The sequence below is a fragment of the Serratia bockelmannii genome (genome assembly GCF_008011855.1).
In the GTDB taxonomy this organism is placed as follows: domain Bacteria; phylum Pseudomonadota; class Gammaproteobacteria; order Enterobacterales; family Enterobacteriaceae; genus Serratia; species Serratia bockelmannii.
In genome coordinates this window covers 134275-156168 of sequence record NZ_VOUX01000006.1, presented here as the reverse complement: position 1 = coordinate 156168, position 21894 = coordinate 134275, and the positions used below count along the sequence as shown (strand labels likewise).

Sequence of the window (21894 nt, the reverse complement as noted above, 5' to 3'; positions counted from 1 at the left end):
GCTTTTCTCTCGCTGACCCGGCGGCTTGTCAGTCGTTGTTCCCGGTCAGTGGAGGCGCATTATAGGGAGTTCTCGGCAGGCCGCAACCCCTAAATGCAAAAAACTTTTCAAGCGCGGTTTTTTTCGGCAAAAGGGCGAAAAAGCGACGAATTTATGTCACTTTTTCAGGCAAACAGCCATAAAAGCTGGCGATCGCTGGAGTAAAATAGAAATAACGATGTCAGTAAGGACCCGCAGCCATGCCGTTAAATGCACAACAACAGGCCGCCCAACGCAATCTTTCTTATCTGCTTGCAGAGAAACTCGGCCAACAAATTCTGGCGGGCGATTATCAGGCCGGCAGCATCCTGCCCGGTGAAATGGAACTGGGCGAGCAATTCGGCGTCAGCCGCACCGCAGTACGCGAAGCGGTAAAGATGTTAGCCGCCAAAGGCATGTTGCTACCACGCCCGCGCATCGGCACCCGCGTGATGCCGCAGAGCCAATGGAATTTCCTCGATCAGGATTTACTGACCTGGTGGATGACGCGGGAAAACTTCGATCAGGTGATGCAACACTTCCTTATCTTGCGCACCTCGCTGGAGCCACAGGCCTGCGCGTTGGCGGCAGACCACGCCAGCCCGCAGCAAACCAAGCTGCTGGCGGAACTGATGGCGGAAATGCGCGCGCTGCATACCCAGTTTGACCGCGAGCGCTGGATCCAGGTCGATACCCAATTCCACCAGCTCATCTATGAGGCCAGCGGCAACCCGTTCCTGACCTCGTTCGCCAACCTGTTCAGTTCGGTGTACCAAAGCTACTTCCGCGCCATCACCGGCAATGAAGTCATTAAGCTGCGCCATCATCAGGCTATCGTCGATGCGATACTCGCCGGGGACAGCGCCGGCGCGCTCGTCGCCTGCCAGGTGCTGCTGAAAGAGAAAGACTAGACACGCTCCCCGCTTATATATAGAAGAAAGAGACGAGGGACAGACGACCATTTAACCAGGACCGACCATGACCCAATCCGCGCGCAGTATGGCAGGGCTACCGTGGATCGCCGCAATGGCGTTCTTTATGCAGGCGCTGGACGCCACCATCCTCAACACGGCGCTACCGGCGATCGCCCAAAGCCTGGGGCGATCGCCGCTGGCGATGCAATCGGCCGTCATCAGCTACACACTGACGGTGGCAATGCTGATCCCGGTCAGCGGCTGGCTGGCGGACCGCTTCGGCACCCGGCGCGTGTTCATCTTCGCCGTCACGCTATTCACCCTCGGCTCGCTGCTGTGCGCCCTCTCCCCCACGTTGAGCGCGCTGGTCGCCTCTCGCGTGCTGCAGGGCATCGGCGGCGCGATGATGATGCCGGTCGCGCGGTTGGCGCTGCTGCGCGCCTACCCGCGCAGCGAACTGCTGCCGGTGCTGAACTTCGTCACCATGCCCGGCCTGGTCGGGCCGATTCTGGGGCCGCTGCTGGGCGGGTGGCTGGTCACCTACGCCACCTGGCACTGGATTTTCCTGATCAATATCCCTATCGGCCTGCTCGGCATCTTCTATGCGCGCAAATACATGCCGGACTTCACTACGCCCAAACGCCGCTTCGATTTTCTTGGCTTCATGCTGTTCGGCCTGAGCCTGGTGCTGATCTCCACCGGGCTGGAGCTGTTTGGCGAGCGGGTACTGGCAAGCTACGTTTCGCTGGGTATTCTGCTCAGCGGCTTTGTGATGCTGTTCGGCTACATCGCGCACGCCCGCCGTCACCCTCAGCCGCTGATCGGTCTCGACCTGTTCAAAACCCGTACCTTCTCGGTCGGTATCGCTGGCAACGTCGCCTCCAGGCTGGGCACCGGCTGCGTGCCATTTTTAATGCCGCTCATGCTGCAGGTGGGATTCGGCTATACGGCGATCGTCGCCGGTTGCATGATGGCGCCAACCGCCATCGGCTCGCTGATGGCGAAATCCACCGTCACTCAGGTGCTGCGCTGGTTCGGCTACCGTAAAACGCTGGTCGGCATTACCGTTATCATCGGAGTGCTGATCGCCCAGTTCGCCCTGCAAAGCCCGGGCATGCCGCTGTGGCTAATGATCCTGCCGCTGTTCGTGCTGGGCATGGCGATGTCCACCCAGTTTACCGCCATGAACACCATCAGCCTGGCGGATTTGAACGACGCCAACGCCAGCGCCGGCAACAGCGTCCTGGCGGTCACCCAGCAGCTGTCCATCAGCTTCGGCGTGGCGATCAGCGCAGCGGTGCTGCGTTTTTACGAATCCCTGTCGTTAGGCACCATGATCGACCACTTCCATTACACCTTTATCACCATGGGGATCGTCACCGTGGCGTCGGCGCTGGTGTTTATGTTGCTGAGAAGGAAAGATGGCCGCAATTTGATCAGCGGCCAGGAAAGCAAGAAAGAAGCGAAGGTGGCGAGCTAACGGCGGCCCACCGAGGCGCGTTCCACCAGCTCGGGCGTCAGCACCAGCACCTGGGGCGCGCGCTCCGGGTTTTGCAGGCGGTTGATCAGCGCATCGATCGCCAGTTCGCCCAGCGAATCCTTCGGCTGATGAATGGTGCTCAGCGGCGGCGCCAGATAACGGGCCAACTCAATGTCATCGTAGCCCATCACCGCCATATCCTGCGGCACGGAAAGCCCGGCCTGATACAGCGCCTGATAAACGCCTACCGCCACCGCGTCGTTGCCAGCGAACACCGCATGCGGCGGCTCGTCCAGCGCCAGCAGTTGGCGCATGGCGTTTACCCCGCCCTCAAACTCAAAATCGCAATGCACTTCATACCCTGGCGAAACCGGCAATCCGGCGCGACGCATTGCGTTGCGATAGCCTTCCAGTCGGTGACGAGCGGTGGTTTTATCCTCCGGGCCAGCAATGCAGGCAATCTTGCGGTAGCCGCGGGCGATCAAATGATCGGTCGCCATCTCGCCGCCCAGCAGCGAGTTATCCTGAATAATGTCGTTGGCGCCCTCGAACGGCGCCCAGTCCATCATCACGATCGGCAATGACGGGTAGCGGCTCAGGGCATCTTGCGATGGCCGGTGGTTTTCGGTGCACATCAACAGCAAACCGTCGACGCGCTTTTGCAGCAGCGTCTCCATGCTGCGGTTCATGCGCGCGGCGTCTTCTTCGGTGTTGCACAGGATCAGGCTGTAGCCGCGTTCATAGCAGCTGCGCTCTACGCCGCGCACTACTTCGGCATAAAACGGGTTGTTGCTGGCGGTCACCAGCATGCCGATAGTGCGCGTCTGATTGAGCTTCAGGCTGCGCGCCAGCGCAGAAGGCGCATAGTTCAGCTGTTCCACGGCCGCCATGACCTTGTCGCGCACGCTGTCGCTGACAAAGCGATTGTTGTTGACCACATGCGAAACGGTAGAGGTTGAAACGCCCGCCAGGCGGGCGACATCTTTCATGGTGGCCAAAGGATCACCCCTGCTGCTGCAAGAAGGCGTCGATCTCTTCACGCCACGGCACCGAAGGCTGCGCGCCGGGGCGGGTCACGGCGATCGCCGCCGCCGCATGGGCGAAACGCACCGCGTCGGCCATGACCTTGCCTTCCAGCAGGGCGGTCACCAGCGCGCCGTTAAAGGTATCGCCGGCGGCGATGGTATCCACCGCTTGCACCTTGAAACCGGGCACCAATTTGCCGTTGCCGTTTTCGCTCAGCCACACGCCGCGGCTACCGAGGGTGATGATCACCGTCGCGATGCCCTTGTCGTGCAGCGCCTGCGCCGCACGCGCCGCATCGACGTCGTTGTCCACGGCGATGCCGGTCAGGCGCTGGGCTTCGGTTTCATTCGGGGTGATCATATCGATCATGCCCAGCAGCTCGTCAGGTAGCTCGCGCGCCGGAGCCGGGTTGAGGATCACCTGCGTGTGATGTTGCTTCGCCAGGCGGGCGGCGGCAATCACCGTCTCCAGCGGCGACTCCAGCTGCATCAGCAGGGCATCGGCGTCGATCACTTTTTGTTGGTAGCGCGCCAGGTAATCCGGCGTCACCGCGGCGTTGGCGCCGGCATCAATGCCGATCACGTTCTCGCCTTCGGCGTTGACGAAGATCAGCGCCACGCCGGTGGTGCTGTCGGCGATGGCTTCAATCGGCTGGGTATCAATGCGATCGCTCGCCAGCTGCCGGCGGACACGTTCGCCGATATCGTCGGCGCCCACGCAGGCGATAAAGGCGATCTTCGCCCCGCTGCGCCCGGCCGCCACCGCCTGATTCGCGCCCTTGCCGCCAAACGCCACCTTATACTGTTTCCCGATCACCGTTTCGCCCGGGTGGGGGAACTGTTCAATATTGAGGATATGGTCGGCATTGATGCTGCCAAGAACCACCAGCTTACCTGTTTCCATCGCATTGATTCCTGAATTGCGCGCCATCGTAAACGCCCCGTTCCGATGGCGCTGGTATGACTTACTGAGTGACCAGTTTCAAATCGACCGGGATGGTCGCCGGCACTTTTTCGCCTTTCAGCACTTTATCGGCGGTTTCCACGCCGATCACGCCGATCTGATCGGGGCGCTGCGCCACCGTCGCCGCCAGCTTGCCGCCTTCGACCGCTTTCACGCCGTCAGCGGTGCCGTCGAAGCCTACCACGATCACGTCGGTTTTACCGGCGGTTTGCAGCGCGCGCAGCGCACCCAGCGCCATTTCATCGTTCTGGGCGAACACCGCCTGCACATCCGGGTGCGCGGTCAGCAGGTTCTGCATCACGTTCAGGCCCTTGGTGCGATCGAAATCGGCCGGCTGACTGGCCAACAGTTTGAATTTATTCTGATCCAGCGACTGCTTGAAGCCTTCACCGCGTTCACGCGCGGCAGAGGTGCCAGCGATGCCTTCCAGCTGAATCACCTTGGCATCGGCGCCCGCTTTCTTGGCGATGAAATCACCGGCCATTTTGCCGCCCACGCGGTTATCCGAAGCGATGTGGCTCACCACGTCACCCTTGCTCGCCACGCGGTCCAGCGTGATGACCGGGATCTTAGCCTGGTTGGCCATCTTGATGGCGTTACCCACCGCATCGGAGTCGGTCGGGTTGATCAACAGCAGCTTGGGCGCCCGCACCATCAGATCCTGCACGTTGGCCAGCTCTTTCGCCGGGTTGTTCTGGGAATCCAGCACCACCAGGTTGTAGCCCAGCTTGTTGGCCTCTTGCTGCGCCCCATCCTTCATCGAGACGAAGAACGGGTTGTTGAGGGTGGACACCACCAGCGCGATGGTGTCTTTGGCCATGGCATTGGCGCTCAGGGTGGCGCTCAGCGCGATGGCGGAAGCTAAGGTTGCCAGTTTTTTCATTTTCATCATCGTGATTCCTGTAGGGGGAGGTTACTTGTTGCTTTTGTTATCTACCAGAACCGCCAGCAGTATCACCACTGCCTTCACGATCATTTGGTAGTAGGAAGAAACACCCAATAAATTCAGGCCGTTGTTCAGGAAGCCGAGGATCAGCGCCCCGATCAGCGTGCCGACGATACGCCCCTTGCCGCCGGCCAGGCTGGTGCCGCCCAGCACCACGGCGGCGATAGCGTCCAGCTCATAGCCGGTGCCGGCGGTCGGCTGCGCCGACGACAGGCGCGCCACTTCGATCACCCCGGCCAGCGCCGCCAGCAGGCCGCACAGCGAGTAGACGATAATCTTCACTTTATCGACGCTGATGCCGGACAGGCGGGTCGCCGCTTCGTTGCCGCCCAGGGCATAAATATAGCGGCCCAGGCGCGTATGGTGCAGCATATACCAGGCGGCGATGAACACGATCGCCATGATCCAGATCGGCGTAGGCACGCCCAGCGGGCGGCCGATGCCGAACCAGCCGAAGGTGTCGGCCACGTCGGTGAAACCGGTATTGACCGGGCTGCCGTTGGTGTACACCATGGTGACGCCGCGCAGCAGCAGCATCATCACCAGCGTGGCGATAAAGGCCTGCACTTTGCCTTTGGCGACGATCACCCCGGTGCAGGCGCCAATCGCAGCGCCCAGCGCCAATGCCGCCGCCACCGCCACCAGCGCGTTGACCTCAAAGCCGACGATCGACGCCGCCACCGCGCCGGTCAGGGCCAACAGCGATCCTACCGACAGATCGATGCCGGACGTGAGGATCACCAGCGTCATCCCCACCGCCATGATGGCGTTCACCGAAGTCTGCTGCAGAATATTGAACAGGTTGTTCAGGGTGAAGAAGTTCGGGCTCATGGAAGAGACCACGGCGATCAGCACCAGCAGCGCAATCAACGACTTCTGCTCTAACAGCCACTCTTTACTGAACCAGCGCTTGGCTGCGATAGTCTGGGAACTCATATCTGATTACTCCTGCTTTACGCCGTATTGCTTGCCGACGGCTGCCGCCATCAACGCTTCCTGGGTGGCCTGTTCAATCGGGAACTCGCCGCTGAGATGCCCTTCGTGCATCACCAGAATGCGATCGCTCATGCCCATCACCTCCGGCATTTCCGAAGACACCAGAATGATGCTCAGCCCTTCCTGCTTGAACTGGTTGATTAACTGATAGATCTCTTTTTTGGCGCCGACGTCGACACCGCGCGTCGGCTCATCGAGGATCAGCACTTTCGGCCGGGTCATCAAACCACGGGCGATCGCCACTTTTTGCTGGTTGCCGCCGGAAAGCAGGCCGATCGGCTGCTCCATCGACGGCGTTTTGATATTGAACAGGCGGATGAAATCCCCCACCGCCTGCCGCTCGTCGGCCTGTTTCAGGCTGCCGTCGGCGCGGCTGAAGTAGCGCAGCGCGGTCAGCGACATGTTTTCCTTCACCGACATGCCCAGCACCAGGCCGTCGCGCTTGCGGTCTTCCGAGATATAGACGATGCCGTTCGCCAACCCGTCCTGCGGCGAGTGGGTGACCACGTCGCGGCCGTCCAGGCTGACGGTGCCGGCCTTACGCGGCGCGGCGCCGTACAGGATCTTCATCAATTCAGTGCGCCCGGCGCCCATCAGCCCGGCCACGCCGAGGATCTCGCCGCGGTACAGCGTAAAGCTGACGTCTTCAACGCCGGGTCCGGAAAGGTGGCTGACGTCCAGCCGCTTTTCCCCGCGCGGCAAATCAAGGCGCGGGTATTGTTCTTCCAGCTTGCGGCCGACCATCATCTCTATCAGCGAATCTTCCTGCAGCTCGCTCACCGGCCGCTCAGCGATGAACTGCCCGTCGCGGAACACGGTCACGTCGTCGCAGATTTCAAAAATCTCTTTCAGGCGGTGCGAGATATAAACGATGCCGCGCCCTTCGGCCTTCAGCTCGTTGATCACCTTGAACAGCGAGGCGGTTTCGGTGTCGGTCAGCGCATCGGTCGGTTCGTCCATGATGATCACTTTCGATTCGAAGCTCAGTACCTTGGCGATCTCCACCATCTGCTGATCGCCGATCGACAGCTCCCCCACCAGCCGGTGGCTGCTGTAGCGCAGGTTGAGGCGCGCCAACAAGCGATCGGCCTCGGCGTACATGCGCTTCCAGTCAATGCGGCCGAAACGGTTGACGAACTCGCGGCCGAGGAAGATGTTTTCCGCAATCGTCAGCTGCGGGATCAGGTTCAGCTCCTGATGGATAATGCCGATGCCCGCTTCCTGCGAATCCTTAGGCCCGTTGAATACCACCTCTTTACCGAGAAAATACTGACTGCCGGCGTCTTTCTGGTAGATGCCAGTCAGCACTTTCATCATGGTGGACTTCCCGGCGCCGTTTTCCCCCACCAGCGCCATCACCTTGCCGGGATAGACGCTGAGGGCGGCGCCGGAAAGCGCCTTCACGCCGGGAAAGGCTTTATCAATCCCTTTCAGTTGCAGTAAAGGTTGCATACGCGCCTCAGAAAGTTACGCCGGCGCACAGGATCACGTTCGCGTAAGGCGAACACTCTCCGCTGCGGATCACCGCCCGGCTGTGCTCGGTTTGCGCTTTAAACGCCTGATGGCTGATATAGCGCACGCTGATGGTATTGCCCTGGCGTTGGCCCAGTGCGGTCAGTTCAGCCAACAATGCCTCGTGGAGCGACGGATTTTGTTTCACGATCTCTTCCGCCAGGATGGCGTTTTCTACCTGCATCTCTTGCGTGACCGCCGCGAACACCTGCATGAAGGTCGGCACGCCCTGCGTCAGCGCCAGATCGATGCGCTGCGTCGCCGCCGGTATCGGCAGGCCCGCATCGCACAAGGTGAGCTGATCGGTGTGCCCCAGCCGGGCAATCACGGCAGACACGTCGGAATTCAGTAATACGCCTTTTTTCATCTTCTCACTCCGCTAGCGAAACGTTTCGCTCTCTGGAGGAGTTTAAAAAAACGGCAGGGGAAGGCAACCGGGACAATGCAGAAGTGTGATCGCTATCGAAACGTTTCGTTAACGCCCGGACAATGCACAAACAAAAGGGGCTCAGCCATGCTGAGCCCCTTATTCGGCGGGTTAGATCTCGACCTGCGTGCCGAGTTCGATGACCCGGTTCGGCGGGATCTCAAACTGATCCGGCGCGCGCAGCGCGTTGCGGCTCAGGGCGACGAACAGCTTGCCGCGCAGGTAGAGGTACCATGGCCGCTTGGTGAGGATCAGCGACTCATGGGACATGAAGAACGACGTCTCCGACATGCGGCACGGCAACCCTTCCAGCCCGCAGCGGTGGAACACTTCCTCGACGTTCGGCGTTTCGCGCCAGCCGTAGCTGGCCACCACCCGCCAGAAGGTCGGCGACAGCTGTTCGATGGTCACCCGGCGCACGTTGTGCACGTAAGGCGCATCCTCGGTGCGCAGCGTCAGCAGCACCACGCGTTCATGCAGCACCTTGTTGTGCTTCAGGTTGTGCAGCAGCGCAAAAGGAATGACGTTGGTGGCGCGCGACAGGAACACCGCGGTACCCGGCACCCGCACCGGCGGCGATTTCTCCAGCGAGGCGATCATCGCCTCCAGCGAGTTGCCGTGTTCGTGCAGGCGGCGCAGCAGGCGGAAGCGCTCGCTCTTCCAGGTGGTCATAATGATGAACATCACCAGCGCCAAGGTCAGCGGCAACCAACCGCCAGAGAACAGCTTCAGGGCGTTGGCGGAGAACATCGGCACGTCGATGATCAGCAATATGGTCACGATGCCGATCGCCAGGAAGCGGTTCCAGTGCCAGTTGTTGATCGCCACCGAGGTGACCAGAATGCTGGTCAGCACCATGGTGCCGGTGACGGCGATGCCATAAGCCGCCGCCAGGTTGCTGGAGTGCTCGAACCCGATGATCACCAGCACCACCGAGATATACAGCGTCCAGTTGATCACCGGAATGTAGATCTGGCCGGATTCCATTTCCGAGGTGTGAATGATGCGCATCGGCGACAAATACCCCAGGCGCACCGCCTGGCGAGTCAGCGAGAAGACGCCGGAAATCACCGCCTGCGAGGCGATGACCGTTGCCAGGGTTGCCAGAATCAGCAGCGGGATCAGCGCCCAGTCGGGTGCCAGCAGGAAGAATGGGTTTTTGATCGCTTCAGGGTTTTTCAGCAGCAACGCCCCCTGGCCGAAGTAGTTGAGCACCAGCGAAGGCAGCACCACGGTGAACCAGGCCAGGCGGATCGGGAACTTGCCGAAGTGCCCCATGTCGGCATACAGCGCCTCAACGCCGGTGATAGACAGCACCACCGCCCCCAGCGCGAAGAACGACACCTTCTTATATTCCATAAAGAAGTTGAGCGCCCATTTGGGATTCAGCGCCTGCAGCACTTCCGGGTTCGAAATGATGCTGCGCGCGCCCAGCACCGCCAACACGATGAACCACAGCAGCATTACCGGGGCGAACAGCTTGCCGACGCTGCCGGTGCCGTGTTTTTGGATAACGAACAGCAGCGTCAGCACCAGAATGGAGAGCGGGACGATATAGGCGTCGAGCGCAGGCGCGGCGATTTCCAATCCTTCTATCGCCGACATCACCGAGATCGCCGGGGTGATCACCACCTCGCCATAGAAGAAGCTGCCGCCGATCAGGCCCAGTATCACCAGCACCGCGGTGGTGCGCGCCGAGGTGTTGCGCCCGGCCAGCGACATCAGCGTCAGAATACCGCCCTCGCCGGCGTTGTCCGCACGCATCACGTAGGTGAGATATTTGAGGGAAACGATCACGATCAGCATCCAGAAAATCAGCGACAGGAAGCCGAAAACCACGTCTGGACGAACATCGAAGCCGTAATGGCCGGAGAAACACTCTCTCAGCGTATAGAGAGGGCTGGTGCCGATATCACCGTAGACCACGCCGATGGCCGCCAGGGTTACCGCCGATAAGGACTGCTTATGCTCTGCGCTCATAATTCGTTTCTTTATCAGAACATCCGTTAGCGATGCATCCGCATCAGGCAAAATACGGGCTCAAAGATCCGTCACGCCCACCAGAAAGCCGCACAGTATGCACCATTTATACGGCTTGCCTACCCTTATATCAGAGCCGAAAAATAAACAAAATGTGAACCGGATATCCGACTTAACTGATAAAATTTTTACTAATCAATAAGCTATACCATTAAAAATAATGGTGGTTTATCATCGAATTATCGACCAAGATTGGCTAACTCTCGGACAATACGACGATTATATGACGCCATCATCCCTTCTGGCAGAACGAATTTCCCGCCTCAGCAGCGCGCTGGAGAGCGGCCTTTATGAGCGGCAAGAGGCGATCCGCCTGTGCCTGCTGGCGGCACTGAGCGGCGAAAGCGTATTCTTGCTCGGCCCGCCCGGCATCGCCAAGAGCCTGATCGCGCGCCGGCTGAAGTTTGCCTTCCGCAACGCCCGCTCCTTTGAATACCTGATGACGCGCTTTTCCACGCCGGAAGAGGTCTTCGGCCCGCTCTCGATTCAGGCGCTGAAAGACGAAGGGCGCTATCAGCGCCTGACCGCCGGCTATCTGCCGGAAGCGGAGATCGTGTTTCTGGACGAGATCTGGAAGGCCGGCCCGGCGATCCTCAACACCCTGCTGACGGCGATCAACGAACGGCGCTTTCGCAACGGCAACAGCGAAGAACCGATCCCGCTGCGCCTGCTGGTCACCGCCTCCAACGAACTGCCCGAAGCGGACAACAGCCTCGAAGCCTTATATGACCGCATGCTTATCCGCCTGTGGCTGGACAAGGTGCAGGATAAACAGAATTTCCGCTCGCTGCTGGTCAACCGCCAGAGCGAAAGCCAAAACCCGGTGCCGGCGGCGCTGAGCATCAGCGACGAAGAGTTTCTGCAGTGGCAGCCGCAGATCGACAAGGTGGCGCTGCCGGAAGCCTGCTTTGAGCTGATTTTCCAGCTGCGTCAGCGGCTGGACGCGCTGGAGCAGGCGCCATACGTCTCCGATCGGCGCTGGAAAAAAGCCCTGCGTCTGCTGCAGGCCTGCGCCTTCTTCAGCGGGCGCGATGCCATCGCCCCGCTCGACCTGATGCTATTGAAAGACTGCCTGTGGCACGATCTCACCTCGCTGAAGCTGCTGCAACAGCAGATCGATCAGCTGCTGACCGAGTCGGCCTATCAGCAGCAGTCGATGCTGATCCAGTTGCAACAGATCCATACCCGCTGGCTGCAGGACCAGCAGCAGCAAAGCGATCGGCAGGCCATCAGCCTGGTGAAAAAGGGCGGCATGTTCAGCCGCAAACCGCAATATGCGCCGGCCACGCCGTTCGCCGGCGGCACCCTCACCCTGCTGCTGCAAAAACCGCTGCAGCTGCATGACATTCAGGTCAACCATCTGAGCATTGAGAGCAGCGTGCTGGATAACTGGCTGCAAAAAGGCGGCGACGTGCGCGCCAAGCTGAACGGCATTGGCTTCGCGCAGCCGATCGATTTGGACGTCGATGACCAACTGCACCTGACGGTGCTGGACGTCAGCCGCCAGCCTTCGCTGCTGGCGCTGCCGGGCAAACAGGCCACCGCCACGCCGCAGGCGCTGCTGGATGAAATGGACGCGTTGGCCCAGCGCCTGGCGGAGCAGCGCCGCGCCTTCAGCCAACATCAGCCCTGTCTGTTCACGCCTGCCGCTGGCCTGGCCAAGATCGAAGCCAGTCTGCTGCAAGTGGCGGAACAGGTTAAACAGCAACAGCAGCAAATGCGCGGCCAGTAACCATGCTCAGTCTGGAGACGCTCGATCTGCTTCTGGCGATCACCGAAGGCGAGATGATCGAGGAGATGATCGTCGGCATGCTGGCGGCGCCGCAGCTGTCGGTGTTCTTTAAAAAGTTTCCGGCCCTTCGCCGGGCGCTGGATCGCGATCTGCCACGCTGGAAACTGCAGCTCAAGGAGCGTCTGCAGGAGGCTATGGTGCCGCCGGCGCTGGCGCAGGAGTTTTACCGCTACCAGCAGTGCCAGCTGGAGAACAACACCCAGTTCTATCACAACCTCAATGACACGATGGAGCTTCTGCGTCAGCTGGTCTCGCCGTTTTATGAACAGGCACGCGCGCTGGTGGACGCCGCCGATCTGCCCAACCACCCGCTGGACGACAGCTTCCAAACCCTGTTCCTGCAGCGCTGGCGCATCAGCCTGACGCTGCAGGCCACCATGCTGCACCACCAGCTGCTGGAACAAGAGCGCGAGCAGCTGATGGCGGAACTGCAGGAGCGTCTGGCGCTGAGCGGCGCGCTGGAGCCGCTGCTGTCGGAAAACGACACCGCCGCCGGCAGGCTGTGGGATATGAGCAAAGGCCAGCTGCAGCGCGGCGATTACCAACGGCTGGTGGAGTACGGCAACTTTTTGCAGCAGCAGCCGGAGCTGAAAAAGCTGGCACAGCAGCTGGGCCGCAGCTACCAGGCCAAGGCGGTGCAGCAACAAGACGCGCAGCCGGAACCGTTCAGGGTCATGGTGCAGGTGCCGGCCACGCTGCCGGAAGAAGTAAATGGCATTCATCAGAGCGACGACATCCTGCGCCTGCTGCCGCCGGAGCTGGCGACGCTGGGGATTGAAGAGCTGGAGTTCGAGTTTTATCGCCGCCTGCTGGAAAAGCGACTGCTGAGCTACCGCCTGCAGGGCGACGTCTGGCAGGAACAGGTTCTGATCCGTCAGGTCACCCACCAGCAGCAGGATCAGCAACCACGCGGGCCGTTTATCGTCTGCGTGGACACCTCAGGATCGATGGGCGGCTTCAACGAACAGTGCGCCAAGGCGTTCTGTCTGGCGCTGCTGCGCATTGCGCTGGCGGACAACCGCCGCTGCTACATCATGCTGTTCGCCAACCAGATCGTGCATTACGAACTCACCGCCGCCAGCGGCATCGAGCAGGCCGTGCGTTTTCTCGGTCAGCAGTTTCGCGGCGGCACCGATCTGGCGGCCTGCTTGAACGCCACCGTCACCAAAATGGCGGAGAGCGGCTGGTTCGACGCCGATGCGGTGATCATTTCCGATTTTATCGCCCAGCGGTTGCCGGAGGAGGTAATAAAGAAGGTGAAACAACAGCAGCAAAGCCACCAGCAGCGTTTCCATGCGGTGGCGATGTCCGCCTACGGCAAACCCGGCATCATGCGCATCTTCGATCATATCTGGCGCTTTGATACCGGGCTGAAAAGCCGTTTAATGCGCCGATGGCGGCGCTAGGCGGTTAGAGCAGGCCTTCGACCGCCCCGCGCACTTCCGGCGACCACACGCCGCACTGCACCTGGCCGATATGCGACAGCTGCAACAGCAGCATCACCAAACGCGACTGACCGATGCCGCCGCCGATGGTCTGCGGCATATCGCCGCGCAACAGCGACTGGTGCCATTCCAGCTTCATGCGTTCTTCATCGCCGGTCAGCGCCAGCTGATGTTTCAGCGCCGTGGCGTCGACGCGGATGCCCATGGAAGACAGCTCGAAAGCGTCCTGCAGCACCGGGTTCCACACCACGATATCGCCGTTCAGGCCCGCCAGGCCATCCGCCGTCGGCGTGGTCCAGTCATCATAATCCGGCGCCCGCACATCGTGCGATTTGCCGTGCGACAGCTTGCCACCGATGCCGATCAGGAACACCGCGCCCAATTCTTTGGCGATCGCCCGCTCACGCCCTTTGGCGTCCAGATCCGGATAGCGCTGCAGCAGGGTTTCGCTGTGTACGAAGTGGATCTGTTCCGGCAGGAACGGGGTCAGGCCATGCTCACGGCTGACTTCCGCTTCCGTCGCCTTGATCGCGGCGTAAATGCTGCGCACGGTGCTTTTCAGGTAGTCCAGGCTGCGCTCACCGTCGCCCATCACCCGCTCCCAGTCCCACTGATCGACGTACACCGAGTGGATTGGCGTCAGGCGGTCCTCATCCGGGCGCAGCGCCTTCATATGGGTATACAGGCCCTCGCCGGCGCCGAAATCGTAGCTGCCCAGGGTTTTGCGTTTCCATTTCGCCAGCGAATGCACCACTTCGAAGGTGGCGTCAGGCAGAGTTTTGACCTTAACCTGCACCGCTTTCTCGCTGCCGGAGAGGTTATCCTGCGTGCCGTCGCCCAAACGGCTGAGGATCGGCGCTTGCACTTCGATCAGGCCGAGCTGTTGCTCCAGCTGGCGGGAGAAGGAGGATTTGACCTGGCTGATTTGTTGTTGTTTTTGGATAAACTGTTTTTTCATTGCCGTATCTCTTGTAAACCTGTCTCTGTTGCCATCGATTAAGCAACAAAATGACACGTCAATTCAATATCCATTAATCAATATTGCCTTTTCACTTTTAATCGTTCATTTTTACCCGGACAGAATTCAACAATCGTTAATTAATGGGGGATTAAATGGCGGAAATTTATCAGATCGATAATCTCGATCGTGGCATCCTCAACGCCCTGATGGACAATGCGCGCACACCGTACGCCGAACTGGCGAAAAACTTCGCCGTCAGCCCCGGCACCATTCATGTGCGGGTGGAGAAGATGAAACAGGCCGGGATCATCACCGGCGCGCGCATCGACGTCAGCCCCAAACAACTGGGCTACGACGTGTGCTGCTTTATCGGCATCATATTAAAGAGCGCCAAGGACTACCCTTCGGCGCTGAAGAAGCTGGAAAGCCTGGAAGAAGTGGTAGAAGCCTATTACACCACCGGCCACTACAGCGTCTTTATTAAGGTAATGTGCCGATCGATCGACGCGTTGCAACAGGTACTTATCAACAAGATCCAGACTATCGACGAGATCCAGTCTACCGAAACGCTGATCTCGCTGCAGAACCCCATTATGCGCACCATCGTGCCGTAACCCGCCAAATTGCATACCCACATTATCCACAGGTAGATCCCAGCCGATTCACAGCGTACAATGCAGCCACTTTGAGTGAGAAGGTTGGGATCGTTGGTTCATGGCAGACATTACTCTGATCAGTGGCAGTACGCTTGGCAGCGCCGAATACGTGGCTGAACATTTGGCTGAAAAGCTGGAAGACGCGGGTTTCTCTACCGAGATGCTGCACGGCCCTGAACTGGATGAACTGCCGTTGACCGGCCGCTGGCTGGTGGTCTCTTCCACGCACGGCGCCGGCGAACTGCCGGATAACCTTCAGCCGCTGTTGGAACAGATCGCAGATCAGCAGCCGGATCTTTCCGAGGTGCAGTTCGGCGCCGTCGGTTTGGGCAGTTCGGAATACGACACCTTCTGCGGCGCGATCAAACAGATCGACGATCTGTTGATCGCCAGAGGCGCTAAAAGGATCGGCGATCGTCTCGAGATCGACGTGACCGAGCATGAAATTCCCGAGGATCCGGCCGAGGAATGGGTAAAAACCTGGATTAATTTACTCTAATTCGTCTAAAGATCGCGCGAACGATTGTGGATAACTAAGCTTAAAAGCAGGGTAAAAGCCGTAGTTATCCCAATAACAACCGTAGTGCGCTTTTTGTCCTGTGCATAACAAGCCTTTTAGATCCCAGCTTATCTGCGTCGGGATCACCGATCATTCACAGCAAACGATCCTCCTTAATCCGCTGATCTTCATCGTGAATAGTCACTTATCCACAGAGGATCGCGATCCTAATAAGAGATCTAATAAAGAGATCTTTAAATAAAAAAGATCTTCTTTTAATTACCGACGATCCTGACCACTTGGTCGATCGTCTAAACTTGAGTAGAATCCCCGACCCCAGGGCAAATACGATCGTTCGCAATACGGCGAGGTGCAGTTCCATGTTTTATCCAGATCAATTTGACGTCATCATCATCGGTGGTGGCCATGCAGGTACCGAGGCCGCCATGGCCGCGGCACGCATGGGACGTCAGACTTTATTATTGACACACAATATCGATACGCTGGGACAGATGTCCTGTAACCCGGCGATTGGCGGTATTGGTAAAGGGCATCTGGTTAAGGAAATTGATGCACTCGGTGGCCTGATGGCAACGGCGATCGACCACGCCGGCATCCAGTTTAGGATACTAAACGCCAGCAAAGGCCCAGCCGTTCGTGCCACACGCGCTCAGGCGGATCGCGTACTGTATCGCCAGGCGATCCGTACCGCGTTGGAGAACCAGCCCAACCTGATGATCTTCCAACAACCTGTTGAGGATCTGATCGTCGAAAACGATCGCGTAGTCGGCGCCGTCACCCAAATGGGCCTGAAATTCCGCGCCAAGGCGGTGGTATTGACCGTAGGCACCTTCCTGGACGGCAAGATCCATATCGGTCTGGAAAACTACAGCGGCGGCCGCGCCGGGGATCCACCTTCGATCTCGCTGTCGCAACGTTTGCGAGAACTGCCGCTGCGCGTTAACCGCTTGAAAACCGGTACGCCACCGCGCATCGACGCCCGCACTATCGATTTCAGCGTACTGGCGCCACAACACGGCGATACGCCGGTGCCGGTATTCTCGTTCCTGGGCGATGCCAGCCAACACCCGGAACAAATGGCGTGCTACATCACCCACACCAATGAAAAAACCCATGACGTGATCCGCAATAACCTCGATCGCAGCCCGATGTATGCCGGGATCATCGAAGGGATCGGCCCACGTTACTGTCCGTCGATCGAAGACAAGGTCATGCGCTTTGCCGATCGCAACGCGCACCAGATCTTCCTCGAGCCGGAAGGCCTAACCAGCAACGAGATTTACCCTAACGGGATTTCCACCAGCCTGCCGTTCGACGTGCAGATGCAGATCGTCCGTTCGATGGAAGGAATGCAAAACGCGCGTATTATTCGCCCTGGTTATGCTATCGAGTACGATTTCTTCGATCCGCGCGACCTGAAGCCGACGCTGGAAAGCAAATTCATCCAGGGGCTGTTCTTCGCCGGTCAGATCAACGGCACCACTGGATATGAAGAAGCGGCTGCGCAGGGCCTGCTGGCCGGTCTGAACGCTGGGCGTTTCGCCGACGAACAAGAAGGCTGGGCGCCACGCCGCGATCAGGCCTACCTGGGCGTGCTGGTGGACGATCTCAGCACCCTCGGCACCAAAGAGCCGTACCGCATGTTTACCTCACGCGCCGAGTATCGTCTGATGCTGCGCGAAGACAACGCCGATCTCCGCCTGACGGAAAAAGGCCGTGAACTGGGCCTGGTGGACGACGTGCGTTGGGCACGTTACAGCGAGAAGTTGGAGCGAATCGAACGCGAACGCCAGCGCCTGCGCGACATCTGGATGCACCCGCACGCCGAGAACGTCGAACAGGTCAATGCGCTGCTGAAAGCGCCGCTGTCGCGTGAAGCGAACGGCGAAGAGCTGCTGCGCCGTCCGGAGATGGATTACGCGCAGTTGACCGGCACCGACGCCTTCGCGCCGCCGCTGGGCGACGTACAAGCGGCTGAACAGGTCGAGATCCAGGTCAAATACGAGGGCTACATCGCTCGTCAGCAGGAAGAGATCGAAAAACAGCAGCGCAACGAGAATACCTTGCTGCCGTTGGATCTCGACTACCGTCAGGTTTCGGGACTGTCGAACGAGGTGATCGCCAAGTTGAACGATCACAAACCGAACTCCATCGGCCAGGCTTCGCGCATCTCCGGCATTACGCCGGCGGCGATCTCGATTTTGCTGATCTGGCTGAAAAAGCAGGGATTGCTGCGCCGCAGCGCATAAATCTTGCATCCAGGCGGCCGTTTGTTCATCTCGTAGCCAAACGGCCGCTGACATCACTTGCGCCCTGAATTATCATAGTCGCCTCATTGCGCCAGCTAACCATCCGCTGGTCGTTCAGCGCCTGCCAGAGGATCCGTTGTGCAAAAAAAATTAGACTCGCTGCTTGCGGCGGCAGGCATTGAGCTGCCCGATCAGCAAAAACAGCAGCTGCTGGGCTATGTCGGCATGCTGGATAAGTGGAACAAGGCTTATAACCTCACGTCGGTGCGCGATCCGCAGCAAATGCTGGTGCGCCACATCCTCGACAGCATCGTGGTCAAACCGCATCTGCAGGGCTCACGTTTCATCGATGTCGGCACCGGCCCCGGCTTGCCGGGCATTCCGCTGGCGATCGTGCGCCCGGACGCGCATTTCACGCTGCTGGACAGCCTGGGCAAGCGCGTGCGCTTCCTGCGCCAGGTGCAGCATGAGCTGGGCCTGAACAATATCGAGCCGGTGCAGAGCCGCGTCGAAGCGTTTCCGGCCGAGCCACCGTTCGATGGTGTGATCAGCCGCGCGTTCGCTTCGCTGCAGGATATGCTGTCCTGGTGTCATCATCTGCCGGCGAAAGGGCAGGGGCGTTTTTACGCGTTGAAAGGCGTGCGCCCGGATGAAGAGCTGACGCAGCTGCCGGCTGGCGTAAGCCTGGAGTCCATCGTGCGGTTGCAGGTGCCTGAACTGGAAGGCGAACGCCATCTGGTGATTCTTAAGGCAAACTGAGTTTGCTTTTGATCAAACAAGCGTGAATTAAAAGGCAGTACTCAGCAGAAAGGTAAGCAGGCTAATTAGTTGGTCGCTTTTTTTAGTTAATTTACTTTCTATTAACACAAAAAACGCGGCTAATTAGCGACAATAGAGTAATTGCATTTAGAAATAGTCACGTTAGCAATCATGTGCGAAAGATTGGCGTTTGCTGCTAATGTTAATTGGCTGTTGGAATATTGCCCCGCTGCTTGTCAATAAAAGGTTTTCATCGGGTATACGGATTGTTTTTGAACAGTTAACTGATAATGTTTTGATTTATATAATCTTTTGATCGCTCAAATTGCTAAAGACGGTTTGGTTGACCATCGGCTATAAATCAGGAAGGGACATTACTGTGATCGGCCTCGCGTTTCTAAACGCAACGCTGGAATAATCAGACAATTAAATGCGCCCTATTATTCCGACCGTTTTCTTGTGAAAATAGGCTGGAATAGGGAAATTTAAATAATTGTTCACCTTTTCGCTACTTATCGATTGAATTCGTTGGTATGCCCCGTATAATTTGCTCGTTTTTTGCTGCTTGACTCAGGACAGCAAAAACAGTTGTATACGTCACTCAGCATACCCCCTCTGGGGTACGGAGAGAACAAACGTCATGTCTGTGTCCCTTTACAGCGGGAAAGTCGCACGCAAACTGCTGTTTTTGCAGTTAATGACTTTTGTTCTGATCAGCGTTGCTTTCTGGCTGAAAAGCCCGGAATGGAGCGCTTCGGCGCTGGCAGGCGGTCTCGCCGCCTGGTTGCCGAGTGCAATGTTTATGCTGTTTGCCTTGCGCCATCAGGCGCAAACGCCGGCGCCCGGTAGGGTTGCCTGGTCGTTCGCCATCGGCGAGGGGCTAAAGGTCGTGATCACCATCGTTTTGCTGATCGTGGCGCTGGGGGTGTTCAAGGCGGAGTTTATACCGCTTGGCCTGACCTATTTAGCGGTGTTAGTGGTGCAGATAGTGGCACCGGCCGTGATTAACAGTTACCGAAATTAACTAAATAAAGGGTAGAGGCATCATGTCTGCAGAGGGATACAACAGTCCACAGGAGTATATCGGTCACCACCTGACGCAGCTTCAGGTCGGGACTGGGTTTTGGTCGATTAACCTCGACTCGATGTTTTTCTCCGTCGTCCTCGGGGTTTTGTTCCTGGTGATTTTCCGCAAAGTGGCTAAAAACGCCACCAGCGGCGTGCCGGGTAAACTGCAAACCGCCGTGGAACTGGTGGTTGGTTTCGTCGACAGCAGCGTGCGCGACATGTACCACGGCAAGAGCAAGGTGATTGCGCCGTTGGCGCTGACCGTGTTCGTCTGGGTGTTCCTGATGAACCTGATGGACCTGATTCCGGTAGACTTCCTGCCGTTCATCGGGGCGCATCTCGGTCTGCCTGCGCTGCGCGTGGTGCCTACCGCTGACGTGAACGTCACGCTGTCTATGGCGCTGGGCGTGTTTATCCTGATTCTGTTCTATAGCATCAAAATGAAAGGCGTTGGCGGGTTCGTTAAAGAGTTGACCATGCAGCCGTTCAACCACCCTGTATTCATTCCTATCAACCTGATTCTTGAAGGTGTCAGCCTGCTGTCCAAACCTGTTTCACTGGGTCTGCGACTGTTCGGCAACATGTATGCGGGTGAGTTGATCTTCATCCTGATTGCCGGCCTGTTGCCGTGGTGGTCACAGTGGGTCCTGAGCTTGCCTTGGGCTATCTTCCACATCCTGATCATTACGCTTCAAGCCTTTATTTTCATGGTTCTGACGATCGTCTATCTGTCGATGGCGTCTGAAGAGCACTGATTTTCTTAAAACACTTGCACTTTTAAACTGAAACAAACTGGAGACTGTCATGGAAAACCTGAGTATGGATCTGCTGTACATGGCTGCCGCTGTGATGATGGGTTTAGCGGCAATCGGTGCTGCGATCGGTATCGGCATCCTGGGTGGTAAATTCTTGGAAGGCGCTGCTCGTCAGCCTGACCTGATTCCTCTGCTGCGTACACAGTTCTTTATCGTTATGGGTCTGGTCGACGCCATCCCGATGATCGCTGTAGGTCTGGGTCTGTACGTGATGTTCGCCGTCGCGTAAGTAGAGTAACCCTCTACGACGTAACCAAACTATTAACTTTTAAAGAGGCATTGTGCTGTGAATCTTAACGCAACAATCCTCGGCCAGGCCATCGCGTTCGTTCTGTTTGTCTGGTTCTGCATGAAGTACGTATGGCCGCCGATCATGGCTGCCATCGAGAAACGTCAGAAAGAAATCGCTGACGGCCTCGCTTCTGCAGAGCGTGCCAAAAAAGATCTGGACTTAGCGCAAGCCAATGCGACCGACCAGCTGAAAACTGCTAAAGCAGAAGCTCAGGTGATCATCGAGCAAGCGAACAAACGCAAAGCTCAGATCATGGATGAAGCGAAAGCCGAAGCCGAGCAGGAACGTAACAAAATCGTGGCGCAGGCTCAGGCTGAGATCGAAGCCGAACGTAAGCGCGCTCGTGAAGAGTTGCGTAAGCAAGTCGCGATGCTGGCAATTGCCGGCGCCGAGAAGATCATCGAACGTTCCGTGGATGAAGCTGCTAACAGCGACATCGTTGATAAACTGGTCGCTGAACTGTAAGGAGGGAGGGGCTGATGTCTGAATTTGTAACTGTAGCTCGCCCCTACGCCAAAGCAGCTTTTGACTTTGCCGTTGAGCACCAAAGCGTAGAGCGCTGGCAGGAGATGCTGGCGTTTACGGCTGAAGTCACTCGCAATGAACAGATTTCTGAACTGCTGTCTGGCGCGGTTGCGCCAGAAACGCTGTCCAAGACGTTCATCGCGGTTTGTGGCGATCGGCTCGACGAACATGGCCAGAACTTTATCCGTGTAATGGCCGAAAATGGACGTTTACTGGTTCTTCCTGCCGTGCTGCAGCAGTTCATCGAACTGCGCGCCTCGCTGGAATCCACCGTCGAAGTCGAAGTGCTCTCTGCGAGCGCGCTGAGCGACGAACAGCAGGCGAAAATCGCCGCTGCGATGGAAAAACGTCTGTCACGCAAAGTTAAGCTGAATTGCAAAATTGACAAGTCTGTACTGGCCGGCATCGTTGTTCGCGCCGGCGATATGGTGATTGATGGCAGCGTTCGCGGTCGTCTTGAACGCCTGACAGACGTCTTGCAGTCTTAAGG

General features: G+C 58.2%; 21 protein-coding genes. 13 read left to right on the top strand and 8 right to left on the bottom strand.

Going from position 1 to position 21894, the window contains the following annotated elements; genetic code table 11:
* Positions 1-239 precede the first annotated feature (239 nt).
* Positions 240-929 (top strand): FadR/GntR family transcriptional regulator, encoded by a 690-nt coding sequence (locus FOT55_RS10875; RefSeq protein WP_033652336.1) that lies wholly within the window; start codon positions 240-242, stop codon positions 927-929.
* A 67-nt stretch (positions 930-996) separates the two neighbouring features.
* The gene (mdtD, locus tag FOT55_RS10870) at positions 997-2412 is read left to right on the top strand and encodes a multidrug transporter subunit MdtD (RefSeq protein WP_099816895.1); all 1416 of its coding nucleotides are present in this window, start codon (positions 997-999) and stop codon (positions 2410-2412) included.
* On the opposite strand, the gene rbsR is transcribed toward mdtD, so the two are convergent.
* The 7 genes from rbsR to kup all read right to left on the bottom strand — a co-directional run bounded on the left by rbsR (position 2409) and on the right by kup (position 10262).
* Entirely contained in the window at positions 2409-3410 is a 1002-nt protein-coding gene (rbsR, locus tag FOT55_RS10865; protein WP_025304727.1) for a ribose operon transcriptional repressor RbsR, read from the bottom strand. The genes mdtD and rbsR overlap by 4 nt on opposite strands.
* 4 nt (positions 3411-3414) lie before the next feature.
* Positions 3415-4341: a ribokinase gene (gene rbsK, locus FOT55_RS10860; protein WP_099816896.1), complete on the bottom strand. Its 927-nt coding sequence runs from the start codon at positions 4339-4341 to the stop codon at positions 3415-3417.
* Positions 4342-4402: 61 nt separating this feature from the next.
* Positions 4403-5290, bottom strand: coding sequence for a ribose ABC transporter substrate-binding protein RbsB (gene rbsB / locus FOT55_RS10855; protein ID WP_025304729.1), 888 nt, complete (start codon positions 5288-5290; stop codon positions 4403-4405).
* A gap of 24 nt (positions 5291-5314) precedes the next feature.
* The gene (gene rbsC, locus FOT55_RS10850; RefSeq protein WP_025304730.1) at positions 5315-6283 is read right to left on the bottom strand and encodes a ribose ABC transporter permease; all 969 of its coding nucleotides are present in this window, start codon (positions 6281-6283) and stop codon (positions 5315-5317) included.
* 6 nt (positions 6284-6289) lie between these two features.
* Complete coding sequence (rbsA, locus tag FOT55_RS10845; RefSeq protein WP_025304731.1) at positions 6290-7795, bottom strand: ribose ABC transporter ATP-binding protein RbsA; 1506 nt, start codon at positions 7793-7795, stop codon at positions 6290-6292.
* Between the two features lie 7 nt (positions 7796-7802).
* Positions 7803-8222, bottom strand: coding sequence for a D-ribose pyranase (gene rbsD / locus FOT55_RS10840; protein ID WP_147823466.1), 420 nt, complete (start codon positions 8220-8222; stop codon positions 7803-7805).
* A 171-nt stretch (positions 8223-8393) separates the two neighbouring features.
* A complete protein-coding gene (gene kup, locus FOT55_RS10835) occupies positions 8394-10262 on the bottom strand; it encodes a low affinity potassium transporter Kup (protein ID WP_015379467.1) in 1869 nt (622 codons plus the stop codon).
* 283 nt (positions 10263-10545) lie between these two features.
* Here kup and ravA point away from each other — a divergent pair, with 283 nt between their 5' ends.
* Both ravA and viaA read left to right on the top strand, forming a co-directional pair.
* Positions 10546-12054, top strand: a complete 1509-nt coding sequence (ravA, locus tag FOT55_RS10830) for an ATPase RavA (RefSeq protein ID WP_025304733.1) — start codon at positions 10546-10548, stop codon at positions 12052-12054.
* A gap of 2 nt (positions 12055-12056) precedes the next feature.
* The gene (gene viaA, locus FOT55_RS10825) at positions 12057-13520 is read left to right on the top strand and encodes an ATPase RavA stimulator ViaA (protein WP_025304734.1); all 1464 of its coding nucleotides are present in this window, start codon (positions 12057-12059) and stop codon (positions 13518-13520) included.
* A gap of 4 nt (positions 13521-13524) precedes the next feature.
* On the opposite strand, the gene asnA is transcribed toward viaA, so the two are convergent.
* Positions 13525-14517 carry an aspartate--ammonia ligase gene (gene asnA, locus FOT55_RS10820; RefSeq protein WP_147823465.1) on the bottom strand — a complete coding sequence of 331 codons (993 nt, stop codon included), beginning with the start codon at positions 14515-14517 and terminating at the stop codon, positions 13525-13527.
* Positions 14518-14672: 155 nt separating this feature from the next.
* On the opposite strand from asnA, the gene asnC reads away from it, so the two are divergent.
* The 9 genes from asnC to atpH all read left to right on the top strand — a co-directional run bounded on the left by asnC (position 14673) and on the right by atpH (position 21892).
* A complete protein-coding gene (gene asnC, locus FOT55_RS10815) occupies positions 14673-15134 on the top strand; it encodes a transcriptional regulator AsnC (RefSeq protein ID WP_004933786.1) in 462 nt (153 codons plus the stop codon).
* Between the two features lie 100 nt (positions 15135-15234).
* Entirely contained in the window at positions 15235-15675 is a 441-nt protein-coding gene (gene mioC, locus FOT55_RS10810) for an FMN-binding protein MioC (RefSeq protein ID WP_060434928.1), read from the top strand.
* Positions 15676-16055: 380 nt separating this feature from the next.
* Entirely contained in the window at positions 16056-17945 is a 1890-nt protein-coding gene (mnmG, locus tag FOT55_RS10800; protein ID WP_089181460.1) for a tRNA uridine-5-carboxymethylaminomethyl(34) synthesis enzyme MnmG, read from the top strand.
* A gap of 138 nt (positions 17946-18083) precedes the next feature.
* Positions 18084-18704 (top strand): 16S rRNA (guanine(527)-N(7))-methyltransferase RsmG, encoded by a 621-nt coding sequence (gene rsmG, locus FOT55_RS10795; protein ID WP_147823464.1) that lies wholly within the window; start codon positions 18084-18086, stop codon positions 18702-18704.
* Between the two features lie 640 nt (positions 18705-19344).
* Positions 19345-19728, top strand: a complete 384-nt coding sequence (atpI, locus tag FOT55_RS10790) for a F0F1 ATP synthase subunit I (RefSeq protein WP_025304739.1) — start codon at positions 19345-19347, stop codon at positions 19726-19728.
* A 22-nt stretch (positions 19729-19750) separates the two neighbouring features.
* Positions 19751-20527, top strand: a complete 777-nt coding sequence (atpB, locus tag FOT55_RS10785; RefSeq protein WP_025304740.1) for a F0F1 ATP synthase subunit A — start codon at positions 19751-19753, stop codon at positions 20525-20527.
* A 49-nt stretch (positions 20528-20576) separates the two neighbouring features.
* Positions 20577-20816 carry a F0F1 ATP synthase subunit C gene (gene atpE, locus FOT55_RS10780; protein ID WP_004093904.1) on the top strand — a complete coding sequence of 80 codons (240 nt, stop codon included), beginning with the start codon at positions 20577-20579 and terminating at the stop codon, positions 20814-20816.
* Positions 20817-20873: 57 nt separating this feature from the next.
* A complete protein-coding gene (gene atpF, locus FOT55_RS10775) occupies positions 20874-21344 on the top strand; it encodes a F0F1 ATP synthase subunit B (RefSeq protein WP_004933804.1) in 471 nt (156 codons plus the stop codon).
* A gap of 14 nt (positions 21345-21358) precedes the next feature.
* Positions 21359-21892, top strand: a complete 534-nt coding sequence (gene atpH / locus FOT55_RS10770; protein ID WP_025304741.1) for a F0F1 ATP synthase subunit delta — start codon at positions 21359-21361, stop codon at positions 21890-21892.
* Positions 21893-21894: the final 2 nt, after the last annotated feature.